This window comes from Variovorax raffinosi, assembly GCF_051216615.1.
Classification (GTDB): Bacteria; Pseudomonadota; Gammaproteobacteria; order Burkholderiales; family Burkholderiaceae_C; genus Variovorax.
The window spans coordinates 1084181-1098464 of sequence record NZ_JBPJZR010000002.1 but is presented as its reverse complement, the minus strand read 5'-3'; the positions used below and the strand labels follow the sequence as shown (position 1 = coordinate 1098464).

Annotated in this window: 14 protein-coding genes; 5 read left to right on the top strand and 9 right to left on the bottom strand. The window is 67.3% G+C overall.

Annotated features, from left to right (window positions below; all coding sequences use genetic code 11):
• Positions 1-56: 56 nt before the first annotated feature.
• The gene (gene lplT, locus ACSFB7_RS11050; protein ID WP_435469903.1) at positions 57-1361 is read right to left on the bottom strand and encodes a lysophospholipid transporter LplT; all 1305 of its coding nucleotides are present in this window, start codon (positions 1359-1361) and stop codon (positions 57-59) included.
• Between the two features lie 182 nt (positions 1362-1543).
• Here lplT and alr point away from each other — a divergent pair, with 182 nt between their 5' ends.
• On the top strand, positions 1544-2653 hold the full coding sequence (gene alr / locus ACSFB7_RS11045) for an alanine racemase (protein ID WP_435469901.1): 1110 nt from the start codon (positions 1544-1546) through the stop codon (positions 2651-2653).
• Positions 2650-3396: a hypothetical protein gene (locus ACSFB7_RS11040; RefSeq protein WP_435469899.1), complete on the top strand. Its 747-nt coding sequence runs from the start codon at positions 2650-2652 to the stop codon at positions 3394-3396. The genes alr and ACSFB7_RS11040 overlap by 4 nt, the downstream gene beginning before the upstream one ends.
• Here ACSFB7_RS11040 and ACSFB7_RS11035 read toward each other — a convergent pair.
• Entirely contained in the window at positions 3350-4324 is a 975-nt protein-coding gene (locus tag ACSFB7_RS11035; protein WP_435469897.1) for a LysR family transcriptional regulator, read from the bottom strand. The genes ACSFB7_RS11040 and ACSFB7_RS11035 overlap by 47 nt on opposite strands.
• Before the next feature lie 94 nt (positions 4325-4418).
• Here ACSFB7_RS11035 and ACSFB7_RS11030 point away from each other — a divergent pair, with 94 nt between their 5' ends.
• The 3 genes from ACSFB7_RS11030 to ACSFB7_RS11020 all read left to right on the top strand — a co-directional run bounded on the left by ACSFB7_RS11030 (position 4419) and on the right by ACSFB7_RS11020 (position 7510).
• The gene (locus tag ACSFB7_RS11030; RefSeq protein ID WP_435469896.1) at positions 4419-5375 is read left to right on the top strand and encodes a DMT family transporter; all 957 of its coding nucleotides are present in this window, start codon (positions 4419-4421) and stop codon (positions 5373-5375) included.
• Between the two features lie 73 nt (positions 5376-5448).
• Positions 5449-6273, top strand: coding sequence for a hypothetical protein (locus ACSFB7_RS11025; protein WP_435469894.1), 825 nt, complete (start codon positions 5449-5451; stop codon positions 6271-6273).
• Positions 6274-6307: 34 nt separating this feature from the next.
• Entirely contained in the window at positions 6308-7510 is a 1203-nt protein-coding gene (locus ACSFB7_RS11020) for a beta propeller repeat protein (RefSeq protein ID WP_435469892.1), read from the top strand.
• 9 nt (positions 7511-7519) lie between these two features.
• On the opposite strand, the gene ACSFB7_RS11015 is transcribed toward ACSFB7_RS11020, so the two are convergent.
• Genes ACSFB7_RS11015 through hpaH form a run of 7 tightly spaced genes read right to left on the bottom strand, consistent with a single transcriptional unit; the run spans position 7520 to position 14276 of the window.
• Positions 7520-8497, bottom strand: a complete 978-nt coding sequence (locus ACSFB7_RS11015) for a 2-dehydropantoate 2-reductase (protein ID WP_435469890.1) — start codon at positions 8495-8497, stop codon at positions 7520-7522.
• Positions 8498-8510: 13 nt separating this feature from the next.
• A complete protein-coding gene (locus ACSFB7_RS11010) occupies positions 8511-9308 on the bottom strand; it encodes a class II aldolase/adducin family protein (protein WP_435469888.1) in 798 nt (265 codons plus the stop codon).
• A gap of 21 nt (positions 9309-9329) precedes the next feature.
• Positions 9330-10331, bottom strand: coding sequence for a Bug family tripartite tricarboxylate transporter substrate binding protein (locus tag ACSFB7_RS11005; protein ID WP_435469886.1), 1002 nt, complete (start codon positions 10329-10331; stop codon positions 9330-9332).
• A 38-nt stretch (positions 10332-10369) separates the two neighbouring features.
• Entirely contained in the window at positions 10370-12106 is a 1737-nt protein-coding gene (gene ilvD / locus ACSFB7_RS11000; RefSeq protein ID WP_435469884.1) for a dihydroxy-acid dehydratase, read from the bottom strand.
• A gap of 37 nt (positions 12107-12143) precedes the next feature.
• Positions 12144-12614: a nuclear transport factor 2 family protein gene (locus tag ACSFB7_RS10995; RefSeq protein WP_435469882.1), complete on the bottom strand. Its 471-nt coding sequence runs from the start codon at positions 12612-12614 to the stop codon at positions 12144-12146.
• 25 nt (positions 12615-12639) lie between these two features.
• Entirely contained in the window at positions 12640-13461 is an 822-nt protein-coding gene (gene hpaI / locus ACSFB7_RS10990; RefSeq protein WP_435469880.1) for a 4-hydroxy-2-oxoheptanedioate aldolase, read from the bottom strand.
• Between the two features lie 11 nt (positions 13462-13472).
• Entirely contained in the window at positions 13473-14276 is an 804-nt protein-coding gene (gene hpaH / locus ACSFB7_RS10985; RefSeq protein ID WP_435469878.1) for a 2-oxo-hept-4-ene-1,7-dioate hydratase, read from the bottom strand.
• Positions 14277-14284: the final 8 nt, after the last annotated feature.

The following is a 14284-nucleotide window of genomic DNA, read 5'->3' as shown; positions in this document are numbered from 1 at the left end:
TGGAAAGGAGGGCGCGCCCGGCGCGCCGGCCGGTTCACCAACGCGATCGCGCGAGATCAGTGATGCTTGTCGCTGCGGGCGATGGCCAGGAGGTGTTCGACCTCTTCGGGGTACTTCTTCAGGTTGTTCTCGTGCCAGCGCTTGATGAGCCACATGCAGCCCGCCACCACGAGGCCGAAGGCGCTGATGGCGCCGTAGGCCGACAGGCCCAGCCCCGTGCACACGCTGTAGAAGGCGCCCAGCAGAAGAACGCAGGTCTGCTCGTTGAAGTTCTGCACCGCGATGGAGCGGCCCGCGCCCATCAGGTTGTGGCCGCGATGCTGCAGCAGCGCATTCATCGGCACCACCAGGAAGCCACCCAGGCCGCCCAGGATGATCAGGAAGGGCACCGCCAGCCAGACGTTGCCGATGAAGTTCATGGCAATCACCATCAGCCCCATTGCGATGCCCATCGGGATCACGCGGGTCGCCATGTCCAGCCGCATGTACATCGAGGCCACGATCGCGCCCACGGCCGTGCCGATGGTCACCACGCCGGTCAGCGCCGAGGCCTGGGTCGTGTTGTAGCCCAGGGCCAGCGAGGCCCAGGCCAGCACGATGTACTTGAGGTTGCCGCCCGCGCCCCAGAACAGCGTGGTGGTGGCCAGCGAGATCTGGCCGAGGCGGTCGCGCCACAGGCGGGAATTGCAGTGCCAGAAGTCGGGCAGCAGCGCGGCGATGTTGCGCGCCATGCTGTGCTGCGGGTTGGCGCGCAGCGGACGCATTTCAACGCCGGTGTGCGGGATGCGCGTGTTGAACCAGGCCGCCAGCGCGTAGACGACGATCAGCACCGCAATGGCCGCTTCGGCCGGCGAATCGATGCCGGTGTCGATGAACGGGAAGTCGAAGGACAGCAGCTTGCTGGAGACCGTGTGGCCGACCAGCGCGCCGCCGAGCACGATGCCCAGCAGGATCGAGGCGATCGTCAGGCCCTCGATCCAGCCATTGGCCTTCACCAGCTGAGAGGCCGGCAGCAGCTCGGTCAGGATGCCGTACTTGGCCGGCGAGTAGGCCGCCGCGCCCAGGCCCACGATCGAATACGACAGCAGGGGGTGGGAGCCGAACAGCATCATCAGGCAGCCGACCACCTTGATCGCGTTGCTGATGAACATCACCTTGCCCTTGGGCAGCGCATCCGCGAACGCGCCCACCAGCGGCGCGAGCACCACGTAGAAGACCGCGAAGATCGGCACCAGGGCCGCGCGTTGCCATTCGGGCGCGCCCGAACTTCGCATGAGGTCGACGGCAACAACGAAAAGCGCTTGGTCGGCCAGCGACGAAAAGAACTGGGCCGACATGATCGTGTAAAAACCGCGCTTCATCGATGGGCTGGCTGGCCAGAGAGGTCTGCTGGCGGTAGTGAAAAAGTGTCGCGTTGGGAGCGAATGGGCGGTTATAGCATGGGGGTACGACGCCCAATTAGGCATCCCCACGGTATTCGTCCCCATTCCCGAAGGTGCTAAAACGTGGTCTGCATTTTCCCCGAACCTCGCCAGAGTTCTCCATGCCGCGCCCTATTCTCGCCACTGTCCACACAGAAGCACTCCGTCACAACCTCGGCCGGGTCCGCGAATCGGCCCTCGATGCCCGTGTCTGGGCCGTGGTCAAGGCCAATGCCTACGGCCATGGCATCGAGCGGGTTTACGAGGGCCTGCGCGGCGCCGACGGCTTTGCGCTGATCGATCTGGCCGAGGCCGAGCGCGTGCGCGCCCTGGGCTGGCGCGGCCCGGTGCTGCTGCTCGAAGGCGTGTTCGACGCGCGCGACCTGGAGCTGTGCTCGCGCCTGGACCTGTGGCACACCGTGCACTGCGACGAGCAGATCGACATGCTCGCGGCCCACAAGACCCTCAAGCCGCAGCGCGTATTCCTGAAGATGAACTCCGGCATGAACCGCCTGGGCTTCACGCCCGAGCGCTTCGGCTCCGCCTGGACGCGCCTGAACGCGCTCACGCAGGTCGACGAAATCTCGCTGATGACCCATTTCAGCGACGCCGACGGCACGCGCGGCATCAGCCACCAGATGGAGGTGTTCGAGCGCGCCACGCGCGACATGCCGGGCGAACGCTCCATTGCCAACAGCGCCGCCACCCTGCGCCATGCTGACCTGACGCGCGGCGACTGGGTGCGCCCCGGCATCGTGCTGTACGGCAGCGCGCCCGACTTTCCGGTGAACGACGCGGCGCACTGGCAACTGCAGCCCACGATGACGCTGTCGACGCAGCTCATCGGCGTGCAGACGCTCAAGGCCGGCGACACCATCGGCTACGGCTCCAACTTCACGGCCGAAGGGCCGCTCACCATCGGCGTGGCCGCGGTCGGCTATGCCGACGGCTATCCGCGCCACTGCACCACCGGCACGCCCGTGCTGGTGAACGGCGTGCGCACCCGCATGGTCGGGCGCGTGAGCATGGACATGATCACCGTCGACCTCACGAACATTCCCGATGCGAAGTTCGGCACCGAGGTCACGCTGTGGGGCCGCTCTCCCAAGACAGGCGCGCTGCTGTCCATCGACGAGGTTGCACAGGCCGCTGGCACCGTCGGCTACGAACTCATGTGCGCCGTGGCGCCACGCGTGCCCTTCGCGGCCCAGGTCCCTGCCAACGATCGATGAAGGTTCTTTCCAACTGGCGCTCCGTGCGCCTTTGGGAAACGCAGGTCGAACGCGACCTGCACCGCAACCACAGCCTGCGCACGCACGGCATCCTGATCGGCAGCTTCACGCTGTTGCTGATGTGGGGCGTGTCGGCGCTGCAGATGCACCTGTTCCATGTGGACTCGCTGGCGGTGCGTTACTTCCTCACGCTGGGCGTGGGGTATCTGGGCTACCTGCTGGTGCTGCGCTGGTGGGCCAGCCGGCTCGTGCATGACCGGGCCGGATTCGATGTCGATCCGGGCAGCGGCATCGATGTGCTCGACGTTTCACTCGATGGTGGTGGCAGCGGCGGCGCGGAATGCGTCGGAGGTGGCGACGGCGGTGTGCTCTCCGACGTGGCCAGCGGTGCGCTCGACATCGCGGGCGGCGCCGACGAGGGCGCGATCATCGTCGTGCCCGTGGTCGCGGTCTTCCTGCTCTGCGTGGCGGTGCTGTTCGGCGCCGGCTCGCTCGTGCTGCTCTACTTCAGTTGGGACGCCCTGCTGGCCGTGGCCGTGGAGATCGCGTTCTCGTACGTGTCGGCGCGTGCAGCAGTGCGCGTGGCGCGCGAAGGCTGGCTCATGGCCGCGGTGCGGCTGACGTGGAAGCCGCTGCTGGGCGCCGTCGTCAGCGCGGTGATCCTCGGCGCGCTGCTCGATCACTTCATGCCGCAGGTCAACTCCTTGCCCGAGGCCGTGCGGGTCTTGCTGAAGAAGCACTGAGCTGCGTGCCGCGCCCGTCGGCCAATGCGCCGAGCAGGTGATCGATCAGCACCCTGCACTTGGGCACCGTGAAGCGGTTCGGCGGATAAAGAATCCATGCGTGCCCGTGATAGTTGCCCTGGAACTCCCAGTCGGCCAGCACCCGCGCCACGCGGCCTTCGTCCAGCGCCTCGCGCGCCATGAAGTCCGGCACGCAGGCCACGCCCAGGCCTGCCAGCGCGCCTTCGAGCCGGATCTCGCTGTGGTTGGAGACATAGCGCCCGCGCACCACGACCGCCGCGTCCGCCTCGCCTTCTTTTTTGAACCGCCAGTGGTTGTCGCGCTCGTGCTCGCCGAGCGACAGGCAACTGTGCGCCAGCAGGTCGCGCGGGTGCGCGATGGCCTCGTGCTGCGCCAGGTAGCGCGGCGTGGCGCACAGGATGTGCTCGACCGCCATCAGTTGCCGCGCCACCAGCCCTTCGGGCGGGGCCGTCGTCAGCCGCACCACCAGGTCCACGCCTTCGCGGATCGGATCGACGTCGCGGTCTTCCACGATCAGCTGCACATCGACCTCTGGATAGCGCTGCAGAAAGTCGAGCAGGTGCGGATGCAGCACGCGCCGCGCAAAGGCCTTGGGCGCGCTCAGGCGCACCAGCCCGCTCGGCTTGCGCGAGAACTGCTGCGCAATGTCCATCGTGCCCTGCGCCGCCAGCACCAGTTCGCGGCATCGCGCGAAGGCTTCGGCGCCGGGCTCGGTCAGGCGCAACTGGCGCGTGGTCCGCTGCAGCAGCTGCACGCCGATTTCCTTTTCGAGCCGCTTGACCTGCCGGCTCGCGGCCGATGGTGTCATGCCCAGCAGGTCGGCCGCGGCCGAGAAGCTGCCGAGTTCGGCGACACGCAGAAAGGTCACCATCTGCGGCAGTACTTTGAGAAATGAATTCGTTCCCACGGCGCAAGGGTCCTGTTCCGGCCGGTGGCTACCCGGCCCTGGTGAAGCCAGGAACAATTTCTTCTTTCTTGTTCATGGACGGCGGGCCGACAGTATGGATTCAAAGCAGTTGCGCGGTGCCGCGCCCGCCGACCGGGGCGCGAAGTGGGCAGCAGGCATCGGCTCGGCCGAAATCATGCTGCTGCTGGTGGCCGCCGTGTGGGGCGGCAGCTATGCCGTGGCCAAGCAGGCCACGCAGCAACTGCCCGTGCTGGAGTTCATCGCGCTGCGCTTCGGGCTGACCTTCGTCGTGCTGCTGCCGGCGCTCAGGCCGCTGTTCAATGCGCAATGGCGGCAGGGGCTCGCCGTGGGTGGCCTGCTTGGCGCGAACCTGCTGGCGATCTTCGTGTGCGAGACCTTCGGCGTGTCGCTCACCACGGCTAGCAACGCCGCCTTTCTCATCAGCCTGTGCGTGGCGTTCACGCCTTTTGTCGAATGGTGGTTGCTGGGCCAGCGGCCGGCGCGGCGCGTGTTCTGGGCGGCGGGCCTGTCGGCGGTGGGCGCGGCCATGCTGTCGGCCACATCGCCCGCCGACATTTCCGTGGGCTGGGGCGACGGCCTCATGGTGGTCGCCGCCTTCCTGCGCGCCGTGATGGTCTGCATGACACGGCGCCTGGCTGGCCGGCATGCGATGCCCGCGCTCACGCTGACGGCCGTGCAGTCGGGCGTGATGGCGCTCGGCGCCGTGGCGATATCGCTCGTCGCGTCGCCGCCGAACGGCGCCTGGCACATGCCGCCCGCCACGGCGTCTTTCTGGTGGGGCATGGCGTACCTCGTGCTGCTGTGCACCGTCTTCGCGTTCTTCGCGCAGAACCATGCGGCCTCGCGTTCGAGCCCGAGCCGGGTGTCGCTGCTGATGGGCAGCGAGCCGGTGTTCGGCGCGCTGATCGCGGCGTATGGATTCGGCGAGCGCATCGGGCCCTGGGGATGGGCCGGGGGCTTGCTGATCGTGGTGGCGGCGTGGTGGGTGACGATGCCGCAAAGGACTGTCGCGCCGCGCGCACACTCCTGAATTTTCAGGCGCGTATCTGAAGGACAGCCTCTTCCGGCCAAGGACAATCCCGGCCGGAGGAAGAACTGTTCACATGATTCTGAAAAAACGACCACAGGCCGCTTTCATGTGCGGCATTGCGCTAGCAATCGGCATCTCCGGCTCGGCGCACGCCGCCGAACCCGAGGTGCCGGCCCCGGCAACCGAACCCGCGGCGGTTGCCGCGGACACCCCCGTTTCTTCGCAGCCATCGGCCGCTCCGCCTGTCGAAGCACCCGCAGCGCCGCAGACCCGGCTGCGCTTCGAGCGCGGCTTCTACAAGCCGGGGTTCGAGCGGCTTCGTGTGATCCGGCGCGAAAACACGGCCAACACCGTCGCGGGGCAAATCGCGCTGACCGTCGCGGTGACGCTGCTGACGGGCCAACTGTCCATCGGCGCACAGGGCTTCTCGAAGGACGACATGGCCGGCGTGGCGCTGGACGACCTCAAGGACGATCCGCTGGCCGTCAATCCGGCCATGAGCGACCTGAAAGATGCCTTGAACAAGGTCGCCTCCGACATCTATCGCAAGCGCGCCGAAGCCGCGTATGCAACAGCGCTGACGGACGGCTCCACGCCCGAAGAAATCGAAGAGGCGCGGCAAGTCCAGAAGGAGGCCGACACGCCTCTGCATCCGGGGCCCTGGCATCTGGTCTATGAGAACCTGACGGGCTCGGACGAGTTGTTCCGCCTGAAGTTCGGCGCCGAACTCGGCCGCGCGGGCTTCATGCGCCCGCCGTTCGCTTGCCTCTACCAGTCGGAGCCCATCGCCTGGACGCAATGGAAGGCCGACAACTGGCAGTTGCTGCGCCAGGAGCGCGCGAAGGCCGTGGCCAGTTGCACCGAGACGCTGGCGGCGACGCCCGAGAAGCGCTGGTAGATCGCCCAGCCCGCAGCCCAATCGCTCCCACCACATGTCTTCATTGAAATTGCTCTTCTCGCTGCTGGCGAGTTCGTGTCTGACGTTGGCCTGCACCAGTCAGTTGCCGGCGCCTCGAACCACAAAGCCGGCTGAAGCAAAGACGGCGGTGGTGTGCGATGCCAAGGCGGCCGACGATTGCGCGCAATGGCTCCCCGGCCCGAAGCTGCCAACGCCTGCCTTTACTTTCCATACCGCCGCGACCGACTCAATCACGACGCCGATCGTGGATGGCCGGAGCATCTACTTCGGCGTCAACCTGCGGTGGTCGATTCGAGGGCTGCGCGACGACAACCCCCTGCTCAAGTGCGATGCGACTGCGGCCCCGCCTGCGTGCGAGACGGTCAAGAGCTTCAAGCCCAGCGAGGTCCCGACCATCAGGTTCGCCCAGGGCAACGCCCTGGTCGTCGAACGGATCACCTATCTCTCCGACAGCCTGAATATCGGTACCAGCGATTTCATGCGATCGAGCGATGCGGGCAAGACCTGGCAACCCATCCCACTGCCCGGGGGCTGCGGCGCGAAGCGGAACGGGTGCGAGTTGGCCTTTGCATCCGGCACGGAATACACGGTCCTGCATGGACAGACAGCCGGCAGCGACGGCATGCCGGTGGATGACGAGGCCGTGCGCAACACCACGCTCAGCCACACAACCGACGGCGGCCGCACGTGGACGGTGGTGAGGGACCACATCCCGGGCATCCGGGACTATTCGGTCACGGCGATTGCCGATGGCAAGGCATGGTTCACGTCGAAGAGCCGAAACGGCACGACGGCCGCCTTGCTGACCGAGTCGCTGTCCGCACGCGAACAACGCGCGATCGACCTCAGCTCAAAAGATATCTGGGTCGGCGCCATCGGGTCGGATGCAAACAGCATCTATCTCCTGAACCGCCGCACGGCCTACGGGTCCATTCACAGAGTGCGTGCGGGCGAGGTCGAGAAAATCTGGGAAACCCCTGATTTCACGAGTGAGTTTTGCGCGTCGAACCGCCGGATCACGGCGGCGAGCTGGGATTCGAAGGTGATTGTTCCGGCGGCCCGCGCATTCAGGACCTTCGTGCACACGTCGGCCGATCAGGGAAAGAGCTGGCGCGTCGTCGCCGTGCCCGACGCGCTGCTGAATGCGCGCATTGCCTGCGCGGACGACGCGATCTACCTGGTGACCGACAGGCAGATTTTCTTCTTCAAGCTCTAGCCCCGACGCTCAATACAACCCGAGCTGCCGCGTGCGCAGCCGCGCCAGCCCCAGCAGCGCATCCGTGAACGGCGTGGCCACGCCCGTCAGCTCGCCGAGTTCGCGCACCACCGTCACCAGCGCATCGAGTTCCACCGAACGTCCGGCTTCCACGTCCTGCAGCATCGAAGTCTTGAACGCGCCGAGCTTCTTCGTGATCGCATGCCGGTCTTCGGGGCTCTGCGTGATCTCGATGCCGATGCGCCGGCCGATCTCCTTGGCTTCGAGCATCACGGCCGAGATGAAGCCGCGCACATGGTCGTCGCCCATGATCAGGTCGGTGGTGCAGCCCGTGAGCGCGCTGATCGGGTTCACCGTCATGTTGCCCCACAGCTTGAACCACACGTCCTTCTGGATCTGCGGCGACAGCGTGGTGTCGATGCCGGTGCTCTTGAGCAGGTCGACCAGCTTCTGCACGCGCGGCGTGGCTTCGCCCGAAGGCTCGCCCACGATCAGCCCGTTGCCGAAGTGATGCCGCACCACGCCGGGCCCGTCGAGCGAGCAGCTTGCGTGCACCACGCAGCCGATGACGTTGTGCGCCGGAATGGCCTTGGCAATCGCGCCTTCGGGGTCGACCGCCGCGAGCCGGTGTCCGGTGATCTCGCCACCGAAGCCGCCTTCGAGAAACCACCACGGCACGCCGTTCATCGCAACCAGCACGAGGGTGTCGGGCCCGATCAGCGGTCCGATGCGTTCGGCCACGCCGGCCAGCGCGGGCGCCTTCACGGCGATCACCACCAGGTCTTGCACGCCGAGCGCTTCGGGGTCGGCCACCGCGTTGACCGGCACGCGCGTGCGAATGTCGCCGCGCATCAGCGAGAGGCCGTCGCGTTGCAGCGCGTCGAGCGTGGCGCCGCGCGCCACCACATTGAGCCGCTGGCCTGCTTGCGCCAGGCCCACGCCGATCCAGCCGCCGATGGCGCCTGCGCCGTAAATACAAATCTTCATGGAAAAGCTCGCCTCAGTTTCTGTAGCTCGGGTCGATACGGTCCACCTGCCGCACCAGCGCATTGAACACGTCCTGTCCGGCGCCGTGCTCGGGGCTGAACTGCAGCGCATCGCGCGTGCAGCGGCGCGCGATGTCCTCGCTCACCGGCAGCACGGCCGCGCCCATCGAGAAGGTTGCCATCTGGATCTCGCAGGCGCGCTGCAGCGTCCAGAGAATCGCGAAGGTCTGCGGCAGTGTCTGGCCCCAGGCCAGCAGGCCGTGGTTGCGCAGGATCACCGCGTTGCGGTTGCCGATGCTCTTGAGCAGGCGCGGACCTTCGTCGGCATGGATCGTGATGCCCTCGAAGTCGTGGTACGCCACCATGTCGTGCAGCTGCGCGGTGTAGAAGTTGGTCTGCTGCAGGCCTTCTTTCAGGCAGGCCACGGCCACGCCGGCCGTGGTGTGCGTGTGCATCACGCAGTGCGCGCCGGCCAGGCCATCATGGATGGCCGCATGCACCACGAAGCCGGCCGGGTTCACCTTGTGCGTGGACCCGTCGAGCACATTGCCGTGCAGGTCGATCTTCACGAGGTTGCTGGCCGTGACCTCGCTGTAGTGCAGGCCGAAGGGGTTGATGAGGAACTGCTTCTCGCCACCCGTCACGCTGTCGGGCAGCCGCACCGTGATGTGGTTGTAGATCATCTCGACCCAGCCGAGCATCGCGAACACGCGGTAGCAGGCCGCAAGCTCTTCGCGCGCGGCGCGCTCGTCCGGATGCAGGTTGGGATGGACCAGCGAGGATGCGGCTGGCGCGGCGGTGGCGGGGTTCATTTGCGGTTCCTTTCGGGGTTGTCAGGCGTCTGCGGTGAAGCCGATCTTCTTGACGATCGGCGCCCACATCGCGGTGTCTTTCTTGAGCAGTTCGGCCAGCTCGGCGGGCGAGGACGACATGGCTTCCAGGCCGATGCCGGCGAGCCCGTCGACCACTTCCTTCGATGCGATGGCCTGCTTCATGGCGGCGTTCAGCCGTGCCACCACTTCGGGCGAGGCCTTGGCGGGCAGGAAGAAGCCGAACCATTCGCTGAAGGCCATGTCTTTCAGGCCCTGTTCGACCAGCGTCGGCACGTCGGGCGCGAAGCGGCTGCGCTTGGTGCCCGAGGTGCCGAGGATGCGCACCTTGCCGCTGGCCAGGTGCTGCGTGATGTCGCCGATGGGGCCGGACACGGCCGACACGCTGCCGCCCAGCAGGTCGAGCATGGCCGGCTGCGTGCCGCGATAAGCCACGTGCTGCAGCGTGATGTCAGCGTTCTTGGCGAGCAGCGCGCCGATGAAGTGCGGCGTGGAGCCCGCGGCCGGCGAGCCGAAGTTGGCGCCCGCCGGATTCGCCTTGGCCCAGGCCAGGAACTCGGGCACCGTCTTCACGCTGGCCGGCACGGCCGGGCCGACCGCGAAGCCGAAGTCGAACACGCAGGCCAGAGAGACCGGCGCCAGGTCGGCCACCGGGTCGTACGGCAGCTTCTTGTAGATGTGCGGGTAGATCGTGAGCATCGAGGTCGGCGTCTGCAGCATGGTCGAACCATCGGCAGGCTGGCCCTTCACGAACGAGATGGCGATCTGCCCGCCCGCGCCGGTGCGGTTCTCGACCACCACCGAGCTCGTGGCGTAGCCGGGGCTGAGCTTGGTGGCGACGCGCCGGCAGGTCACGTCGGACGTGCCGCCGGCCGAGAAGCCCGTGATGATGCGCGCGGTGTCCAGTTGCGGCGGATGGGCTTGTGCAAAGGCCTGTTGGCCGATGCTGGCAAGCAGCGCGGATGCGCTCGTGGTCTGAAGAAGCTGGCGGCGTGAAATCGGCATGGTCGGTTGTCTCCGGTTTGTTGTCGTGCTGCAGAACTTCAGGACTCGTCGCGCAGCCACGTGACCGCGCCCGAATGGGTCACGGCGCCCTGGTGGGCCGGGCGCACGGTGAGTGCATATTTTTCGAGCACGCCGCCTCGGGCGATGCCTGCGTGGATTGCGCGACCGGCCAGCCGCGCGGCGATTTCTTCGGCGCCCAGTTCGACCGAGATCGAACGTGCCTCGGCCCGCGCGTCGATGGCGATGATGTCGCCGTCGCGCAGCGCCGCGATCGGCCCGCCGTCGGCCGCTTCGGGCCCCGCATAGCCGATGCACAGGCCGCGCGTGGCGCCCGAGAAGCGTCCGTCGGTCAGCAGCGCGACCTTGTCGCCCATGCCCTGGCCGTAGAGCAGGGCGGTGATGCCCAGCATCTCGCGCATGCCGGGGCTGCCCTTGGGGCCTTCGTTGCGGATCACGATCACGTCGCCGGCTTCGTAGCGGCGGTTCTGCACGGCGGTCTGCGCTTCTTCTTCCGAGTTGAAGACACGCGCCGGGCCGCGAAACACCAGGCCCTTGAGGCCCGCCGTCTTGAGCAGCGCGCCGTCGGGGCAGAGGTTGCCCTTGAGCACCGCGAGGCCGCCGTCGCGCGTGATCGGGTTGCCGGCCTCGCGCACGACGCGGCCATCGGGCGCGAGCGCGCCAGCCAGTTCCTCGGCCATCGTGCGGCCGGTGAAGGTGAGCACATCGCCGTGCAGGAAGCCCTGCTCCAGCAGCGTGCGCAGGATGACGCCCGCACCGCCGATGTAGAACACGTCGCGCGCCAGGTACTGGCCGCCCGGGCGCAGGTCGGCGATGAGCGGCGTGCGCGCGAAGACCTCGGCCACGTCGTCCAGATGAAACTTGATGCCCGCTTCGTGCGCGATCGCCGGCAGGTGCAGCGCGGCGTTGGTCGAGCCGCCCGTGGCCGACACCACCGCACAGGCGTTTTCCAACGCCTTGCGCGTGACGATGTCGCGCGGCAGCGGGCTGTCGCCCATCACCGCCTTCATGAGGTTCTTCGCGGCGCGGCGCATCAGCGGCGCGCGTTCGCTGAACACGGCAGGCACCATGCTCGAGCCGATGGGCGCCAGGCCCAGCGCCTCGGACACCATGCCCATCGTGTTGGCCGTGAACTGCCCCGCGCACGCGCCGGCCGTGGGCAGGCAGGCGCGGCTCATGGCGTCGAGCTCGTCGTGCGTGGCGGTGCCGGCCAGCACCTTGCCGATGGTCTCGTAGGTGTCGACCACGTTCAGGTCGCGGCCGTCCGGCCCCGGCATCTGCCCCGGCAGCGCCGAGCCGCCGTGCACGAACACGCTGGGCACATTGCAGCGCACCATGCCCATCATCAGGCCCGGCAGGTTCTTGTCGCAGGCGCCGATGGCGAAGATGCCGTCCCACTGGTGGCCGCGCGTGGAGGCTTCCACGCTGTCGGCGATCAGCTCGCGCGAGACCAGCGAGAAGCGCATGCCCGAATGCGCCATCGTCAGCCCGTCGCTGATCGACACCACCGGGCACTCGTGCGGCGTGCCGCCACCGGCATAGATGCCGGTCTTGGCATGCTGCGCCTGCTCGCGCAGGTTGAGGTTGCACGGGCTCATCTCGCCGCCGGTGTGGAACACGCCGATGTGCGGACGCGCGATGTCCTCGTCGTCCTGCCCCAGCGCATGCAGGAAGCTGCGCGTGGTCGCGCGGATCGTGCCTTCGCGGATGGTGGCGGAGCGAAAGCGCTTGGGCGTCGGATCTGTTGGCGTGGTCATCGGTTCGGCTGGCGTTGGCTGGCTGGGTTTCGGGCGGTCAGAACATGCCGTTCTTGTTGGCGGCGGTCTCGGGAACGGGTTGCACCACATCCCAGTGCTCGACGATCTTGCCGTTCTCCAGCTTGAAGATGTCGACGATGGCGCTGCCGCGCGTGCCCGGCTCGCGCACCGCGTTCACATGCAGGATCACGTAGTCGCCATCGACAAAGCTGCGCTTGATGTCGCTGTGCGACTTCGGAAACTTCTCGCGCAGGAAGGCGACGAACTTGCGAAAGCCCTCGGGGCCGTCGGCCGCCGTGGGGTTGTGCTGCACGTAGCGGTTGCCCACGTACTGCAGGGCCGCGTCGGCGTCCTTCTGGTTCAGGCCCTTCTCGTAGAAGGCCAGCACGGTCTGGCGATTCGCTTCCTGTTGCGAGGTGGCGCCTTGCGTGGCCCCGCCCATGGGGGCGCAGGCCGCGAGGAACAGGGTGGCTGTGGCGGCGATGGCGGCCCAGGTGATGCGTTGCATGGATGAACTCCCTTGGTTGAAAAGATCAGTAGCCGTTGACAGCGTCGGTCTTCGCCGAGTTCCTGTACTTCGCCAGCAGTTGTTTGGCCGCCGCCGCGAGCACGATGGTGTCCACGCCCACCGCCACGAACAACGCGCCGGCCGCGAGCCACTTGCGCGCCTGCTCTTCGGTGGTCGACAGGATGCCCGGCGCCTTGCCGGCCTTCAGGATGCGCGCGATGGCATCGGCGATCACGGCCTGCACCTCGGGGTGGTTGGGCTGGCCCACGAAGCCCATCGAGGCCGACAGGTCGGCCGGCCCGATGAACACGCCGTCCACGCCCGGCGTGGCCGCGATGGCGTCGAGGTTCTTCATCGCCTCCACCGTCTCGGCCTGCACCAGCAGGCAGGTCTGCGCGTTGGCTTCGTGCAGGTAGTCGGGGTAGGCCTGCCAGCGCGAGGCACGCGCCAGTGCGCTGCCCATGCCGCGAATGCCTTCGGGCGGATAGCGCATGCCCTGCACCATCCGCGCCGCCTGCTCGGCCGTGTCGACCATCGGCACCAGCAGCGTCTGCGCGCCGATGTCCAGGTACTGCTTGATGAGCGTGGTGTCACCGGTCGGAACGCGCACGATCGGGTGCGAACGCTCGGCTTCGGGCTGCGCCGACCATGCGCTGGAGATGCCCTGCAACTGCGCGAGCACCGAGCGCACGTCGTTCGGCGCGTGCTCGCCGTCGACCAGCAGCCAGTCGTAGCCGGTGCCGGCCAGGATCTCGGCCGCGTAGCCGTCGGCCAGGCCGACCCAGAGGCCGATCTGGGGCTTGCCGGCCTGCAGGGCCTGCTTGAAGGTGTTGATGGGTGTTTGCATGAAGATGGCTTTCAGACGAAGCGAAAGGAGATGGCGCCCAAGGGGCCGTAGTCGGCATGGAAGGTGTCGCCGGGCACGGCGGTGGTGGGCCGCGTGAACGAGCCGCCCAGCACCACTTCGCCGGCTTCCAGGCATTCTTCCCACGGCGCGAGCTTGTTCGCAAGCCATGCCACGCCGGTGGCGGGGTGATTGAGCACGGCGGCGGCCACGCCCGACTCCTCGATCACGCCGTTCTTGTAGAGCAGCGCGCTCACCCAGCGCAGGTCGACCGCATCGGGCTTCACCGGCCGGCCGCCGAGCACGATGCCCGCATTGGCCGCGTTGTCGGCGATGGTGTCGAACACCTTGCGCGGCGCCTTGGTGTGGCGGTCGAACTGCTCGATGCGCGCGTCGATGATCTCGATGGCGGGCACCACGTAGTCGGTGGCGGCCAGCACGTCGAAGATGGTCACGTTCGGGCCCTGCAGCTTCTTGCCGAGGATGAAGGCCAGCTCGACTTCGACGCGCGGCGCGATGAAGCGCTTGAACGGAATGTCGCCGCCCTGATCGAAGAACATGTCGTCCAGCAGCGTGCCGTAGTCGGGTTCGTCGATCTGGCTGGACTGCTGCATGGCGCGCGACGTGAGGCCGATCTTGTGGCCCTTGACGATGCGGCCTTCGGCGATCTTGTTCTTCACCCACTCGCGCGAGATGGCGTAGCCATCTTCGATGGTCATCTCGGGAAAGCGCTTGGAGAAATGCTCGACCTGCACGCGCGACTTTTCGCTTTCGTGCAGTTCGGCGGCCAGTTGGGCGATGGTGGCTTTGGACAGCATGGCGACTC